Origin of the sequence: Blautia acetigignens (assembly GCF_025566865.1) — a bacterium.
GTDB classification, from domain to species: Bacteria; Bacillota; Clostridia; order Lachnospirales; family Lachnospiraceae; genus Blautia_A; species Blautia_A acetigignens.
In genome coordinates this window covers 157,325-172,626 of record NZ_JAOQJM010000006.1, presented here as the reverse complement: position 1 = coordinate 172,626, position 15,302 = coordinate 157,325, and the positions used below count along the sequence as shown (strand labels likewise).

Annotated in this window: 10 protein-coding genes, 1 tRNA gene and 1 pseudogene; 2 read left to right on the top strand and 10 right to left on the bottom strand. The window is 49.3% G+C overall.

Translation table 11 applies throughout. The annotated features are described in order from the left end of the window. Nucleotides 1-22: 22 nt before the first annotated feature. Together OCV70_RS09785 and OCV70_RS09780 are read right to left on the bottom strand one after the other, a co-directional pair. Nucleotides 23-1,381 (bottom strand): vWA domain-containing protein, encoded by a 1,359-nt coding sequence (locus OCV70_RS09785; protein ID WP_021926776.1) that lies wholly within the window; start codon nt 1,379-1,381, stop codon nt 23-25. Beyond that, nucleotides 1,378-2,265: a leucine-rich repeat protein gene (locus OCV70_RS09780; protein WP_021926775.1), complete on the bottom strand. Its 888-nt coding sequence runs from the start codon at nt 2,263-2,265 to the stop codon at nt 1,378-1,380. Before OCV70_RS09780 ends, OCV70_RS09785 begins: the two co-directional genes overlap by 4 nt. 366 nt (nt 2,266-2,631) lie before the next feature. Here OCV70_RS09780 and OCV70_RS09775 point away from each other — a divergent pair, with 366 nt between their 5' ends. After that, nucleotides 2,632-3,270, top strand: coding sequence for a PduL/EutD family phosphate acyltransferase (locus tag OCV70_RS09775; RefSeq protein WP_021926774.1), 639 nt, complete (start codon nt 2,632-2,634; stop codon nt 3,268-3,270). A 115-nt stretch (nt 3,271-3,385) separates the two neighbouring features. On the opposite strand, the gene OCV70_RS09770 is transcribed toward OCV70_RS09775, so the two are convergent. Both OCV70_RS09770 and OCV70_RS09765 read right to left on the bottom strand, forming a co-directional pair. Further along, a complete protein-coding gene (locus tag OCV70_RS09770; RefSeq protein ID WP_243280813.1) occupies nt 3,386-5,638 on the bottom strand; it encodes an NlpC/P60 family protein in 2,253 nt (750 codons plus the stop codon). Nucleotides 5,639-5,978: 340 nt separating this feature from the next. Next, a complete protein-coding gene (locus OCV70_RS09765) occupies nt 5,979-6,575 on the bottom strand; it encodes a zinc dependent phospholipase C family protein (protein WP_021926772.1) in 597 nt (198 codons plus the stop codon). 350 nt (nt 6,576-6,925) lie between these two features. Here OCV70_RS09765 and OCV70_RS09760 point away from each other — a divergent pair, with 350 nt between their 5' ends. Next, complete coding sequence (locus OCV70_RS09760; RefSeq protein WP_186901655.1) at nt 6,926-8,284, top strand: polysaccharide deacetylase family protein; 1,359 nt, start codon at nt 6,926-6,928, stop codon at nt 8,282-8,284. 92 nt (nt 8,285-8,376) lie between these two features. Here OCV70_RS09760 and OCV70_RS09755 read toward each other — a convergent pair whose 3' ends face one another. The 6 genes and pseudogenes from OCV70_RS09755 to OCV70_RS09730 form a co-directional block, all read right to left on the bottom strand. After that, nucleotides 8,377-9,303 (bottom strand): SH3 domain-containing protein, encoded by a 927-nt coding sequence (locus OCV70_RS09755; protein ID WP_243000263.1) that lies wholly within the window; start codon nt 9,301-9,303, stop codon nt 8,377-8,379. A 52-nt stretch (nt 9,304-9,355) separates the two neighbouring features. Further along, nucleotides 9,356-9,427, bottom strand: a tRNA-Arg gene (locus tag OCV70_RS09750). A gap of 209 nt (nt 9,428-9,636) precedes the next feature. Continuing rightward, nucleotides 9,637-10,569, bottom strand: coding sequence for a homoserine O-acetyltransferase MetA (metA, locus tag OCV70_RS09745; RefSeq protein ID WP_021925548.1), 933 nt, complete (start codon nt 10,567-10,569; stop codon nt 9,637-9,639). 25 nt (nt 10,570-10,594) lie between these two features. Beyond that, nucleotides 10,595-12,550 (bottom strand): NAD-dependent DNA ligase LigA, encoded by a 1,956-nt coding sequence (gene ligA / locus OCV70_RS09740; RefSeq protein ID WP_021925547.1) that lies wholly within the window; start codon nt 12,548-12,550, stop codon nt 10,595-10,597. Nucleotides 12,551-12,653: 103 nt separating this feature from the next. Continuing rightward, a pseudogene (locus OCV70_RS09735) lies at nt 12,654-13,301 on the bottom strand (pseudouridine synthase); the annotation flags it as partial. Between the two features lie 218 nt (nt 13,302-13,519). Then, nucleotides 13,520-15,142, bottom strand: coding sequence for a Na+/H+ antiporter NhaC family protein (locus OCV70_RS09730; RefSeq protein ID WP_021925546.1), 1,623 nt, complete (start codon nt 15,140-15,142; stop codon nt 13,520-13,522). Nucleotides 15,143-15,302 lie beyond the last annotated feature (160 nt).

Below are 15,302 nucleotides of genomic sequence, written 5' to 3'. Positions count from 1 at the left end.
CCACATCCACGTCTGGATCATCTTACTTCTCCAGATCCTCACTGTCCAGAATCAGTTTAATAGCCCAGGGCGGCACATCAATGTCCTGGTAATCCTCCTTCATGAAAACGAAAGCCGTCTCGTAAGGAGGCATTTTGGCAGGATAGATTCCACAGCCGTCTGTAAAATAGATCAGTCCCCGAAGCTTTGTAAATTTCTTCGCCCGCATCAGCTGCTCCACATAGGCAAAGGCCGGTCTAAAATCCGTACCCCCTCCCCCTTTCACAGTAAAATGGGACATATATTCCTTTAACTGCATGGCATTCTCAATGACCACATCGGACTGGATCTTCTCATCGCACTGGAGAATATGCACATGGATCCGCCTGAAATAGCTCTCCGATTCACTGAGCACGCTGTAGGTCTCCTCCAGAAACTTCTGTACCAGTTCACCCTTACAGGACATGGAAGTGTCGATGACGATGACGAAATCCTCCACCTTCCGTTCTTCCTTGGTCTCCAACGGCTCGATCAGGGGCATGTTGCCATACAGATTCATTCCATAATTGTAAAATATATAATCGAAAGTGTCCATATCCACTTTCATTTCTTCTTTCAAAACAGAGAACTTCCGCAGAAATTCCCTGTAATCATAGCGGTTCCGGTTCTGCGCCCGAAGCTGGTCCGCAAGGGTCTCCCCGCCCTGTCCAGCTTCTTTGGAAAAGGTCTCCATCTCGGTCTGCATGCGATTCCTGATGTCATCCCAGTTCTTTTTCCTCTGGGACATCTGAGGGCTGTTTGGATGGTTCTCGTACCATTTACTATGGTCATCCTGGGAAAATTCCCTTCGCAGCTCCTGCATTTTGTTCTCCGGCAGATGCAGGGTCTGAAGCCGTCTGTAAATCCGCTGAGCGGTAGGCACTTTGCCCTCTTCTAAGATCAGGGAAAGTGCCTGGCGCTTCACCATGGAGGCTGGCTGATGGACGCATTTCAGATAAAGGCCGTCAATCATGTTCTCCACCGCAATGTCGCAGGCAAGATTCCAGTACTGGACATCCACTGCCGGATTCCCCTCACTGTCCCGCTCTGGAAACACATGGAGAAAAATACAGTGCAGCAGGCTGTGCAGATAAACACGGTTCACCTTCTCCGTCCCTTTTTTGAACAGCTCCATCAATTCTTCCGGCTGATAATACAGCACGTTTCCATCCGTTCCCACAGGATGTATGCCCATCTCCCCTACAAAAGGAAGGGCCGCCAGCGCACTGTCCAGAAACCGCATGTTCAGATACAGCTGGTTCCTTGCTCCGGTCAGGATATCCTGGCAAATGGCCTCTGCCGCAAGGGCCCGCTGCTGGGCATCGTGAATGGGATTTACCTTAAATGTTCCTGAATCACTCATAAGTCAAAGCTTCTCCTTCTGGATGGAAAATGGACTCTCTGGTATTCCATCAGCATACTGAGGATTTCTGAGGCGTGGGAAGCATTTGCCTGATCCATAAGACCGGCAAACAGCTCTCTTTGGTCCGGCGTTAAAGGGTAAGTATGAAGAAGCCATTCCAGCTCTTTGCCCCGCTTCTGCCGGATAAACGCTGAAGCGATCTGTGCCATATGCTCCTGCAGATACTGTTCATACTGGGCTTTGGCCTTGGCGGTAAGCCCTACTGGCCAGTACAGCCTTCCGTACACCATTTCCCGGAGAAAATCCGGAGATTCCTGGGCCCTGGCAAGCTCAAAGCGCTTGTCGTATTCCAGGAAGTGGAACACTTTTCCCTGAAAACAGTTCCGGTAATAAAGGCCGCTTCCGTGTACCTCAGTCATTAAAATCCTGGCGGGGGTATTCTCCACGCCCTCCTCGTAATATTCCGGGAACCAGAGCATGGCCTCCACCTCCCCGTAAAGGTGCACCTGCAGTTCTTCTCCCACCTCGGAAAGAATCTCCTTCAGACCGGATTCCTGGCTGTTCATCTGCACTTCCATCCTGCGGATCTTGTGACAGCCTGTGAAGGCTCCGCTTCCAAGATCTGTGAAATCACTGGAAAACCACAGTTCTTCCAGCTCCCGGCAATTGTAAAAGCCGTATCTGCCGATCTTCCATACGCCGGAAGGAATGCGGATCACCTGGCAGCTTTTGCCGGAAAACAGATATTCCGCCAGCTCGGTAACCGGAACTCCATCAATTTCACCGGGAATTTCCACGATCTGCGGATTCCCGTCTATTTCCATGACCACAGCGTGATCCCCCTGAATGTCAAAGGTAAATCCGCTGTCTGTATGCTTTTTCATGTTGGATAAGCTCCTTTAATATGGTAATGTAAAAAAGACGTAACTGTTCAGTACCTTCACAGTTACACGCTTCGCGATGCACAGAAAGCATGCTTTGCATGATTTCGCGCCGCAATTCTCGGGTTTTCTGTGAACTACGTTCACAAAAAACACCTCGCGGAATGCTACCTTCTGAATAGTTACAAAAATACTTGCTATTTTTTCTCATTAAGATTAAACTCTATAACATGATGTTAGGGTCAAAAGGTCTTTTGCCCCTAACTTGATATCCACGAATTGCTCCGCTGCAAAGCAGCTCCCGCAATTCTCATCATAACATATAACGATTTCAGTGAATCAAAAAACGTCACTTCGGAGGAATTTTTCATGAGTACCAAAATCCCTATTGAAACTTCAGCCAGGCATATCCATGTCTCCCAGGAGGATTTCCGTTTCCTTTTCGGGGAGGATGCCCAGCTTCATTATACGAAGGAACTAAGCCAGCCCGGACAATACCTCTGCCAGGAACGCCTTACCGTAAAAGGTCCCAAAGGCGAATACCAGAATATGGCTCTTCTTGGTCCTTTCCGTAAAGAGACCCAGGTGGAGCTTTCCCTTACCGATACCCGGAAGATCGGGCTTCCCGGCGTGATCCGCCAGTCTGGCGACACTACTGGCTCCCCAGGCTGCACTCTGATCGGCCCCAAGGGTGAACTGACCATCGACCACGGCGTGATCGTTGCCAAGCGGCACATCCACATGACCCCGGCCGATGCCGTCACTCTTAAGGTAAAAGACAATGACGAGGTCTTCGTCCTTACCAAAAGCTACGGCCGCGCCTTGATCTATGCAGATGTGGTAGTCCGTGTGGACTGGAGCTACCGCCTTGCCATGCATGTGGATACCGACGAGGCAAATGCTTTCTCCAACCAGACGGAGCCTTACGGCGTGATTGTAAAGTTCTTCGACGGTAATTATAATACGGACAAATGGATCGAGGATGTATTATCCGGTATCAACCGATAAGGGAACCTCCCCGATTGCTATTGTTCTTTGCCTGCACAGTAACTTTTCAAACGCACATTCCTACGATAGCAAAAGTGCTTCCTGCCCGCCATCGGGTATGGAAGCACTTTTTTCATCACTGAACAATTGTCGCTAAAAGCATCTCCTGGAGACGGTTGGCAACCATAATGCCTGTAAAGTCTCCCTCCTGCAGCATCTCCGCTGATACGCTGCCATCGGAGCCGACACTCTGGACTTCCATCTCTGCCGCATCTCCATATGTCACCTGATTGAATACGCTTACCTGCTTGCCGGCGTCAAACAGCTCCTGAAGGCTGTTGGCCACATACAGACTGCTAGGTGAAATCGTTCCGTTTCCGGAAGGATCTATGGTAACGGTATCCAGGTCTCCTGTATTGGACAGATTTGCATTGATCAGACTCTGAAGGTTATTGGATACGTCAATTCCTGTAATATACTGTGCACTGGTGATTGCCTGGCCGCTCTTTCTCATCTCCTCTACCTGCTGTGCATTCGGATAGAAGGAGGGCTGACGAATATAACGGAAGCTTGCACTGTATGCCTCTCCTACAGTAACGCCATTCTTACCGGAAGAACAGTGGACTACGATCCAGTCTCCCGCATCTGTCTTGCCGCAGATAATACCCACGTGGTTGGAGCTGCCGGCTTCCGGACCTCTCTGGAAAACCAGGTCTCCAGGCTGGGCGTCTGCCTCGCTTACCACATTGGCTCTCTCCCACTGGTCTGAGGTTCCGTTTCCCACCGCTGCGATCATGGCCTGGTCCCTGTAACCGTTGATCACAGACCAGGTAACAAAGCCGCTGCAGTCAAGTCCGTAGGCACGAAGAGATCCGGTACTCTGACTTCCCTCTGCAGTCACCTGCTCCACACTTCCCCAGTATGGGTCCATGCCGATGGTGGTGGATTTGCCGCCCCAGAAATAGCCAACCTTGCCCACCAGGGAATAGGCAGCTGTGATTACATTCACACGCTCCTCTGAAACGTCATCTCCCACGCTCTGTCTTACAAACCCCCTGGCAGCTGTGACAGTGGCGCAAAGAAGCTTGCAGTCTGTCTCCAGGTACTTCTTGAGCACACCTCGCTCTTCCTTGGGAATCTTGTTCTTCTTGATGTAATCATTAATATGGTAGCAGCCATATGTAACCCTACGGGAATCATTCTCATCCCGCACAACCGGATTCATCTCTTCAAAAATCCGGGCAAGAGCTTCCTTACAAGACCCATCCAGTGTGTAGGAGGTAACGCCCTGAAGGCTCTGCTCATAGATATACACGGCAAGAATGTCCTGCCAGTTGCGTACCAGAAGAGAATCTGCGGAGGTGGTCACACCCCCTGTGGTATCGGATACATCTGTAAGCAGTTTCTTCACCTTGTATTCAGACTCGATCTGATCCATGATATCTGCAAAATCATCGGAAAAGGTCAGCTGATAATTATCCTTAAGACTGTTCAGATAAAACTCCTTGCCGGCATGAAGATTGGTGGCATAATAAACAGGGGTTCCCTGGATTGCCTGGACATCTTCCGGAGTCACGGTAGGCGTAGGTGTGGGCGTAAGATTGATGGTCGCCTCCATCTCGGTCAGCAGCTGGTAATTGGTAACCGCTGCCTTCTCCTGATCTGTAAAGCTGTCGTAGGTCGCCCGAAGCTGCTTTACCTCTTCGATCTTCCCTTCGCTGAGTTCTTCCTGGAAGGTCTTATCAATGGATTCGATAAGGGCCTTTACTTTCTTCTGGCTCTCCTCAGATAATTCCGGGAGAATGGTGGGGGTTACACTGGGTTCCGGGGTCACGCTTGGTTCTGGTGTTATGCTAGGTTCCGGAGTAACCGTAGGTGTCACATCCGGGTCTTCCCCGGGTTCCGGCGTCACGGTAGGTGTTATATCCGGAGTCTCGCTGGGCTCTGGTGTCACGGTAGGCGTCACATCCGGCTCCTCCCCCGGCTCTGGTGTCACGGTAGGCGTCACATCCGGGGTCTCCCCTGGCTCTGGTGTCACGGTTGGTGTGTCATCCGGGGTCTCACTGGGCTCTGCTGATTCAGAAGGCTGCGGCGTCTGAGTAGGATCTGCCGGTACCTGGGCAGATGCTTCTGCTGCTTCTGCGGGCTGCGCTGCAGGCATCTGAGTAGGTGCCGCTGTAGGAGTCTGGGTAGGTGCTGCTGTCGGCACCTGTGTAGGCACCGTAGCCTTAGCTGCAGCTGTTTCCTGTGCTGTCTCATCTGATTGTATCGCTGCTTCTGTTACTGACAAGGATGTCCCGTCTGCTGCCAGGACACCAGCCGGACCTGCCAGAGACAGGGCTGCTGCCATGGTGACACATAAACATTTTGTCAGGTATTTATTCTTCATATTTAAAAGATGCTCCCTTCTATCTATGAACATCCCTTTACTCCCCTAATATAAAGGTATGCATTTTTACTGCAAAAACAGTTCGTCTTAAATATTAACACGAATTATTGTAGCATACTAGCCCTTCTAAATCAACCGTCCTCAAAATATCCGGCTGGATTTTCGTAAATTTTCATTTTTTGTTCACAGAATAAGGACAGAGCAAAAAGGTATTTCCCCCATCCCTTCTTTCCATAGAACAGACCTGTACGCAGGCAAAAAGAGCCGTCAGGATCGGTCTTCCGCAGAACAGATTCTGTGGATTCCCGGTACCTGACGGCTCAAAATGACTTCGATGCGATCAGCACGCAACCGGAAACAGAATATTCTCGCTGCCCAGCCGGACTGCTGCCAGCTGCAGGATTCCATGAATGACCTGTGAACAGATTCTGAGAATATACTGAATATCTTCTACAATATTTCTTTCCTTGAGAAGATACCCTTCATGCGCTTTCTTAATGTATGCCACAAGCTCCTGGAAACTTCCGAAGTAAACCGGAATGATGGTCAGCTGTGCTGCCGCTCCGCTGTTTATGTAGCGCTTCAGATAGTTCTTAAGGTGCTTCTCGTATTTATTATGTTCATACAGATTGCCAGTGAAGTTCTTATTATGGGGAAAAGTGAAATAATCCGCCATATAATGCATGACTTCTCCGGCTCTGCGCCAGTAAACGCGTTCCTTGCACTCCTGGGGACTACTGTTGACAAGAGCCTCCATCTTCCTCTGCACCTCATCAAAGGTACCGAAATACTCATGCTTCTTCGTCAGAAAAGACGGCTTGATGTCTGGAAGGATACTTCCCAGGCAGAACGCCTTTCTGTGGGACTGCAGGCTCTTTGTAGCAGGCATCTGGTCTGCCAGATATCTGGCTACCAGTATATGGGATTTCTTACGCAATCGTTTCCTCTTCTTTCCTGTTCTTATCCATTGTACCAGATAAGAATCATCAAACTGTAAAAAGCGTTTGTATGTGCTTTTTCGGTTAACGTCATCAATATCTAATATAGCAGAAACTTATGTAAATTTCAAAATAAATTTTCATGATTTTCTGTGAATTTTTTTCCTTCTGCACGAACAGGTTGCACAAGAATTAGTCTTGGCTTACCACCTGAACGATAACCGGAATTTTGCAGCTGCAACCTGCTCTTGTTTTTTCATGTCATATATTGTATGATTAGAAAGAATGATGCCAGGCGGCAGACACTTCTGGCATCCTACTATAATGAGTTTCATAAAGGAGGAATTTTATGTCAGGCCATAAACCGCATACGAACAAGGGGCTGGCAGTTGCAGCTGTTCTTATGTGTCTTGGCTGCGGAATTGCCTTTACACAGTCTTCCGCAGCGCCCTCTCCCATTGAGGACACCAAGGCGCCGGATATGTTCGTAGCAGGGAATGCGGATGATTCCGCACTCCAGTCTGGTGGCGGGACAGCTTTGGATACCGATCATACAGAAGGGGAACAGCAGACAGAAGAGCCATCTTCGGCACCTGCCGATACCCCCACCCCGGAGCCATCTCCTACAGAACAGCCGGAAGCCGTGATCACAGCTTCACCGGAAGCTTCTGAAGGAACCTGGACCCCAGTTGGAAGCAGCTGGTACTTCATGGTAAACGGCGCAGGATACACCGGATGGCTGACCGATACCGACAGCCGCCGCTATTATTTTGACGCAAACGGCGTGATGCAGACCGGATGGCTGGAGCTGGATGACAGCCGCTACTATCTGAACGCCGACGGAGTTCTGCAGACAGGTGATGTCACCATAGACGGACAGGTTTATCATTTTGATGCCAACGGGGTACAGCAGGGTGATCCTACAGACGGCAGTTCTGATACCGGACTGGTATTTTATATGAACACAGCTTCCGGGGAACAGGCTTCTTCCGCAGAAGGCACCGCAGATCCTACAGCTTCTGCAGCAGGTGATTCCTCATCTGCAGCGGAAGCTTCTGTTTCATCTGAAGGGGACGGTGAGCAGCCGCCAGAACCAACACCTACGCCAGAACCAAAGGGAATGATCGCCCTTACCTTTGACGACGGGCCAAGTGATTTCACCGACCGTCTGCTTGACTGTCTGGAAGCCAATAATGCAAAGGCTACTTTTTTCCTGGTAGGCCAGGAGATCGAATACTTCCAGGAGCCTCTGTCCAGAATGGAGGAACTTGGCTGTGAGATTGGCAACCATTCCTTTGATCACGCAGATCTTGCCACCCTTTCCGCAGAGGACGTGACCAGCCAGCTTTCCCGCACAGATGAAGAGATTCAAAATCTGGTGGGACATAGCGCTACTGTGGTGCGCCCGCCCTATGGTTCTTTTAATGATACTGTAGCAGGGATTGCTGCAAGACCTCTGATCATGTGGTCTGTGGATACCCTGGACTGGGAGACGCAGAATGCGGATTCTACTGTCCAGAATGTGATGGATAATGCCCAGGATGGCGCGATCATCCTGATGCACGATATTTTTAAGGAATCTGTAGATGCTGCGGAGGTCTTTATTCCACAGCTGATCCAGGAGGGATATCAGCTGGTTACAGTCAGTGAGCTGGCTGCGGCCAAGGGTATCACACTGGAAGCCGGAACTTCCTATGGAGCTTTCTGATTTTTAACCTGTTTAAAATACTTCAGGAAAAAACCTGTTTCTCTGCAAAAAAAGAACTGTCCCAAATATACGGCAGTTCTTTTTATTTTGCATTATTCAGTTTTCTCTTGGAGAAGGCTGTTGTGAACGTAAGCTTCTGTACCATCGTAATCGATCTGTACCCACTCACCGTCCTCGCCTTTCTTCTCAACCTCAGTACCGGCGGATAAACCTCCCAGTATTTCCGCATCACTGCTGGCTGCTGCACGGACATTACAATCCTCTGTAACTACCAGAATCGTTCCCTCTGCTGTGTCCTCAGATCCGGTGTCATCTTCACCAAGTCCTTCAAGGAATGTGGTAAGTGCCGGGTCGGAAGCCTGTGCATCGTCATACAGCTTCTTCACCTTGTCCTTCAATTCCTTGACATCATCATCCTGTCGCAGAGAAACTTCATATTTCGTTATTTCGTCGCTGTCATCATGAACAGCGCCATCAATCTTCCAATTCCCGTCTGTGTCCTTCACTACGTAGAACTCAGCAAGCGCAGGTACCTTTGTATCAATCCCCTGACAGATGTAGTAAAAACAGGAATATACTACATAGGAATCGTCATCAAGCCCCTTTTTCGTGTAGATATCTCCAGCCTCATACCCTTCAATGTATTTCGCATTGGTAATCTTGGACTCATCTGATGGTGCAAGATTATCCACAAGAGTACGCAGCGTCGCAATATCTTTATCCCCCAGAGCTTTATAATAGCTCTTGATCAATGAAGTAATCTCTTCATTAGCCGTCTCCATGGGATTGGCGTCTTTCTTCCCGTCAGTCTCCCCATCATTTGCCGGAGAAGAAGGAACATTTCCCTGGTCGTTGTCTGCTGTCGTCTGATTCTCCACTGTGTCCTTACTGGAATCGCCCTTCCCGCTTCCCATAAATGCACGGACACCGAAGAACAGGACAACCACGATTAACAGAATCGCTCCGCCAAGCATAAAATAGCGAAGGTTATCTGATAACCATTCTCTGAAATTATCCAAGTTCTTGTCCTCCTTAATACAACGCACCGGAACGCCCGATCGTTCCAGGCAATACACCTGAAGGGAATCGAACCCCCGCACATGGTACCGGAAACCACTGCTCTATCCACTGAGCTACAGGTGCATAAAAAACTCGAGTTGTTGAATTATCAATGTACAACCACTTCGACTTTGAAAAGTATAGCACAATATCGGGCTGATGTAAAGTTTTTTCTTTTGGTTGAATATTTAGGTTTAATGGTGAAATAGGAAGAGAAATCCGGGTGAGGATTTCTCTTCGCCGATAATCCACTGTATTTCTTTCTCAGCCTGAAAAAACATCTGCTCCTGTCTTTACTTCCCGCTGAAATCCGGTGTTCCGTACAGGTTGTACGGGGTTGCCTGGTAAACGTAGTAATTCAGCCAGTTGGTGTACAGGTTGTTGGCGTGGGCGCGCCAGAGGAGCTGGGGGCCGTTATCCGGATTGTTATCCCTGTAATAGTTCTTTGGCATTTCAATGGGAAGGCCTTTAGAAAGGTCGCGCTTGTACTCGCCATCCAGGGTGACTCGGTCGTATTCCGGATGGCCCATGACGAAGATCTTGCGGCCATCTTCTGCCATGGCAAGGAACAGGCCTGCCTCGTCGGATTCTGCCAGAACAGTAAGGTCCTTGCAGGCGTGTACGTCCGCAATGGGAACCTCTGTGTGTCTGGAGTGCGGTGCCAGGAACACATCATCAAAGCCTCTTACCAGCGGGATCTTGCGGTTCATTACCTTGTGCCAGAAAAGGCCGAACATTTTCTTGTCCAGCATACGCTTTTTCAAGCCATAGAAATGGTAGAGCGCTGCCTGGGCTGCCCAACACAGGAAAATGGTGGAGGTCACATGGGTCTCGGACCAGTCCATGATCCTGGTCACCTCTTCCCAGTAATCTACCTCTTCAAATTCCATCTGCTCAACAGGTGCGCCGGTGATGATCATTCCGTCGAATTTCTTGTCCTTCAGCTCTGTGAAGGTCTGATAGAATTTGTTCAGATGGCTTCGGGATGTGTTCTTTGCCTGATGGGACTCTACGGCCATGAAGCTTACATCTACCTGCAGAGGGGTGTTGGAAAGGGAACGAAGCAGCTGAAGCTCGGTCTCTTCCTTCAAAGGCATCAGGTTCAGGATCAGGATGTAGATCGGACGGATGTCCTGGTGCATGGCACGGTTCTCATCCATGACGAATAAGTTTTCTTTTTCCAGTATTTCCTTGACCGGAAGGTCACTTTGTATTTTAATTGGCATTTTATTTCCTCCTGTATGTGAATTCTTACTCTCCCGCTAATTCCAGGAAATCCTCTTCTGACAGAATAGGAATTCCAAGCTCCTGTGCTTTCTTATTTTTGGAAGAGCCGGAAGTTTTATCGTTGTTAATTAAATAGTCGGTTTTCTTGGTCACGGAGCCGGTCACCTTGCCGCCTCTTGCCTCAATAAAGGCTTTCGCCTCAGAGCGGTTGGCAAAATGCTCCACGCTTCCCGTGATGACAAAGGTTTTGCCCGCAAATACCTGCTCCCCAGCGGTCTCCTCACGGATCAGGTGAAGATGGCCAAGCAGATGGTCAAGCTTCTTATTATTCTCTTCACTGGAAAAATAATCTGCCAGGCTGCCTGCCAGCACCGGGCCAATCCCCTCAATGGAGTTGATCTCTTCTGCATCCGCATGGCGGATTTTCTCAATGTCATCGTCAAAATATCTGCAGATCACTCTGGCATTGGCAAGACCGATTCCTGCGATTCCAAGGCTGTAGATCACCTTGGCAAGAGTGGTCTCTTTGGCTTTCTCAAGGCTTGCCATCAGGTTGTCAAAGGACTTTTGTCCGAAGCCTTCCATCTCTACGATCTGATCCTTATATTTTCCGATTTCAAAAATATCTCCCAGATTGTGGATAAAGCCCATGGCAATAAATTTCTCCAGGGTTGCCTCGGAAAGGCCGTCAATGTTCATGGCATCCCGGCTGGTAAATAGGCTGAAGGACTTGATCTTCTTTGCCACACAGTCCGGGTTCATGCAGTAAAGGGTCTCCACATCGTTCTCCTTGCGGATTCTGGCCTCGTGACCGCATACGGGACATTTGTCCGGAATTACCAGGTTGCCGCTTCTGGTAAGGTTCTCCGCGATCTGGGGAATGATCATATTCGCCTTATAGACCTTGATGGTATCCCCGATTCCAAGCTGCAGTTCCTTTACAATGCTGATGTTGTGCACGCTGGCACGGCTCACTGTGGTGCCTTCCAGCTCCACAGGCTCAAAAATCGCCACCGGGTTGATCAGTCCGGTTCTGGACGGGCTCCATTCCATATCCACCAGCTTGGTCTCCCGCATTTCATCCGCCCATTTGAAAGCGAAGGAATTCCTTGGAAATTTGGCAGTGCTTCCAAGAGATTCGCCGTAGGCAATGTCATCATAGGTAACCACCAGCCCGTCTGATGGAAAATCATTGTTCACGATTGCGGTGGAAAAATAATTCATTGCCTCATCAAGGCTTGTGGAAGTTACCACCTTGTATTCCACCACCTCAAAGCCCTGCTCCTTCAGCCAGATAAACTGCTGTTCCCGGGAATTATGGAAATCCACATCCTGGACGCTTACCAGGGCAAAAGCATAGAACCGCACATTTCGTCTGGCTGTGATCTCGTTGTTCAGCTGGCGCACGGAACCGCTGCACAGATTTCTGGGGTTTTTATATTTGGCATCTGCATCTCCGATGGTCTCATTGATGCGCTCAAATTCTGAGTAAGTAATAATGGCCTCTCCCCGGAGCACAAGCTGTCCTTTGTAGGGAATGCGAAGAGGAATGTTCTTAAACACTTTTGCGTTGTTGGTGATGACCTCGCCTACGATTCCATTGCCTCTTGTGACGGCTTTCACAAGCTCTCCGTTTTCATAGGTAAGAACAATGGTCAGGCCGTCCAGCTTCCAGGACAGAAGGCATCTATGCTCTCCGATAAAGCTTCTTAATACCTCACGGTCCTTTGTTTTGTCAAGGGACAGCATGGGGCTTGGATGCTCTTCCTTGGGAAGCTCGTTTACTGCCTCATATCCTACGCGGACAGTGGGGCTATTTGTGAGAACGGTGCCTGTTTCTTTTTCCAGCTGCTCCAGCTGGTCGTACAGGCTGTCGTACTCCTGATTGCTCATGATTTCCCTGTCTTCCTGGTAGTACGCCTTCGCGGCGCCATTCAGGGTTTCTACCAGTTCTTTCATTCGCTGTAGAGAATTTTCCATGATGTCCTCCTGTTTTTTGATGATTGCTGCTGGGAAGCTGTGAAGAATTTGCAATTCCTTTCTCCAGCTTCGCCCACTCTTCCCGGGAAGCCTGCCGGTACTCGCCTTCCTTCAGCCCGTCCAGGGTCAGTTCCATGATCCGCACACGCTTCAGGGTCTGCACCTGATAGCCAAGGTACTCGCACATTCGGCGGATCTGGCGGTTCAGGCCCTGGGTGAGAATAATGCGAAAAGAAGTCTTCCCTGTTTTTTCTACAAAGCAGCGGCGGGTTATGGTGTCCAGAATAGGAATTCCAGACGCCATTTTTTTCACAAAAGCGCTGTCTATGGGCTTATCTACGGTCACCAGGTATTCCTTCTCGTGATAGTTGCCCGCGCGCATGATCTTATTTACCAGATCCCCCTGGTTGGTCAGAAGCAGAAGCCCCTCGGAGTCCTTGTCAAGACGTCCAATGGGGTAAACCCGCAGGGGATAGTTCAGATATTCCGTCACGGTGGTCTCCTGGCGCTGCTTCTTGGTGCTGCACACAACGCCGCGGGGCTTGTAAAATAGAAGAAGAACCTTCTCTTCTACTTTTTTCACAGCCTTCCCGTCTACGTAAACCACTGTGTCTGATGTAATTTTCTCTCCTGGCTCTGCCCTGCGGCCGTCCACGGTAACCCGTCCCTCCTGGATCAGGCTGTCCGCTTCCCGCCTGGAACAAAAGCCGGCTTCACTTAAATATTTGTTGATTCTGATTTTTTCGTCCATTGCTCCATTATATATTTTTTCCCGGACATATGCAAGGCAAACATCATCTGGAAATCGGAAAGCCAAAAAACAGACCCGCTCTTTGCAGTCAAAAATACCAGACATATATTTTGAGTATTTTTGCACTCACGCAAAGAACTGGCCTGTATTTTATTTTCTACGAAACTTATGGCAATCCTCTGTTATCAGATACCTTCGTAATCTCTGCGGCCGCCCCGTCAGGCGTTTTTCAGATCGCTGAATTTAAACTTGATCACAAACATTGCACCCATCATCAGCGCCACGCCAATGATCAGGCACAGCGGACTCTGGATGAAGCCGGCGAAAATGTAGGTGATAAAAGATACCACTGCTGCCACAATGGCATAAGGCAGCTGGGTGGATACATGGTTTACATGATCGCACTGGGCGCCTGCGGACGCCATGATGGTAGTATCGGAAATCGGAGAGCAGTGGTCACCGCATACAGCACCTGCCATGCAGGCAGAGATGGAAATAATCATCAGATTTCCAGGTGTGTTTTCAAATACATGTACTACAATGGGGATCAGAATACCAAAGGTTCCCCAGGAAGTACCGGTTGCAAAAGCCAGGAAGCATGCCACAATGAAAATAATTGCCGGAAGCATATTTACCAGTCCGTCTGCAGAAGATTTTACCAGCTCTGCTACAAACTCTGCTGCCCCAAGACTGTCTGTCATACTCTTTAAGGTCCATGCAAAGGTCAGGATCAGTATTGCTGGAACCATGGATTTGAAGCCCTCCGGGATACATGCCATGCAGTCGCGGAACGGCAGCACCTTGCGTACCATATAAAGAAGAATGGTGATCACCAGTCCGAAAAAACTTCCCAGCACAAGGCCTACAGACGCATCACTCTGGGAAAAAGCAGTTACAAAATCAGTACCACTGAAAAATCCGCCTGTGTAGATCATTCCAATGACACAGCAGATTACCAGGGAAATAATGGGAATCAGAAGATCCATTACTTTTCCCCGTGGATTCACAGGGTCTTCTCCCTCACCGGAAGCATAGGGGCGGGCTGCAGTTGTAAACAGGTCTCCTTTTAACGCGTTGGACTCATGAACGCCCATAGAGCCAAACTCTTCTTTCATCAGAACCATGGACACCATCATCACAATGGTAAGGATTGCATAATAGTTGTAAGGAATAGCTCTCACAAAAACGGACATTCCGTCTTCTCCCGGTACAAATCCGCTGACTGCTGCCGCCCAGGATGAGATCGGCGCAATAATGCAGATAGGCGCTGCTGTGGCATCGATCAGATATGCCAGCTTGGCACGGGAAACATTGTGCTGGTCTGTGATGGGACGCATAACGCTTCCCACAGTCAGACAGTTGAAATAGTCGTCAATAAAAATCAGAACGCCAAGTAAAATCGTAGCAAGCTCGGCGCCCACTCTTGTTTTGATGTGCTTGCTTGCCCAGCGTCCGAATGCGGCAGATCCGCCAGCACGGTTCATCAGGCACACCATGGTTCCAAGAATTACCAGGAACACCAGGATACCTACGTTGCTGGATGAGGACAGCACGCTGATCATTCCGCCGGAAAAAATCTGGTTTACGGTAACTTCGAAATTGCCGCCGGAATACAAGATTGCTCCTACCAGGATTCCCACAAACAGGGAACTGTAAACCTCCTTTGTGATCAGTGCCAGAACGATTGCCACAACAGGCGGTACCAAAGACCAGAATGTGGCGTAAACAGCCGGACTGCTTACTTCCTCCTCTGCAGCTGCAAGTACGGTCGCCGGACATGCCAGAACGAATACTAAAACGGCTGCAAACAGAGCATAAATTTTGCTGCGTTTGTACTTCATTATCGATTTCCTCCCTCTTTTACTATGAAAGTCCCAGACGGCAACCAAGAATGAACCATGCCCCGCATGAGCGAATTCTTGGATATCGGATGGGCTAGACCGTATGAGTAAGTAGGGCGATAGCCCGGATTACGAATGCGGTCGGCAGCTGTGGGAGCGT

Excerpts from the sequence above, each read along its gene's own strand:
- ligA (WP_021925547.1), bottom strand. The coding sequence starts at position 12,550 with ATGGAAAATTCTCTACAGCGAATGAAAGAACTGGTAGAAACCCTGAAT.
- metA (WP_021925548.1), bottom strand. The coding sequence starts at position 10,569 with ATGCCAATTAAAATACAAAGTGACCTTCCGGTCAAGGAAATACTGGAA.
- OCV70_RS09785 (WP_021926776.1), bottom strand. The coding sequence starts at position 1,381 with ATGAGTGATTCAGGAACATTTAAGGTAAATCCCATTCACGATGCCCAG.
- OCV70_RS09760 (WP_186901655.1), top strand. The coding sequence starts at position 6,926 with ATGTCAGGCCATAAACCGCATACGAACAAGGGGCTGGCAGTTGCAGCT.
- OCV70_RS09730 (WP_021925546.1), bottom strand. The coding sequence starts at position 15,142 with ATGAAGTACAAACGCAGCAAAATTTATGCTCTGTTTGCAGCCGTTTTA.
- OCV70_RS09775 (WP_021926774.1), top strand. The coding sequence starts at position 2,632 with ATGAGTACCAAAATCCCTATTGAAACTTCAGCCAGGCATATCCATGTC.
- OCV70_RS09770 (WP_243280813.1), bottom strand. The coding sequence starts at position 5,638 with ATGAAGAATAAATACCTGACAAAATGTTTATGTGTCACCATGGCAGCA.
- OCV70_RS09780 (WP_021926775.1), bottom strand. The coding sequence starts at position 2,265 with ATGAAAAAGCATACAGACAGCGGATTTACCTTTGACATTCAGGGGGAT.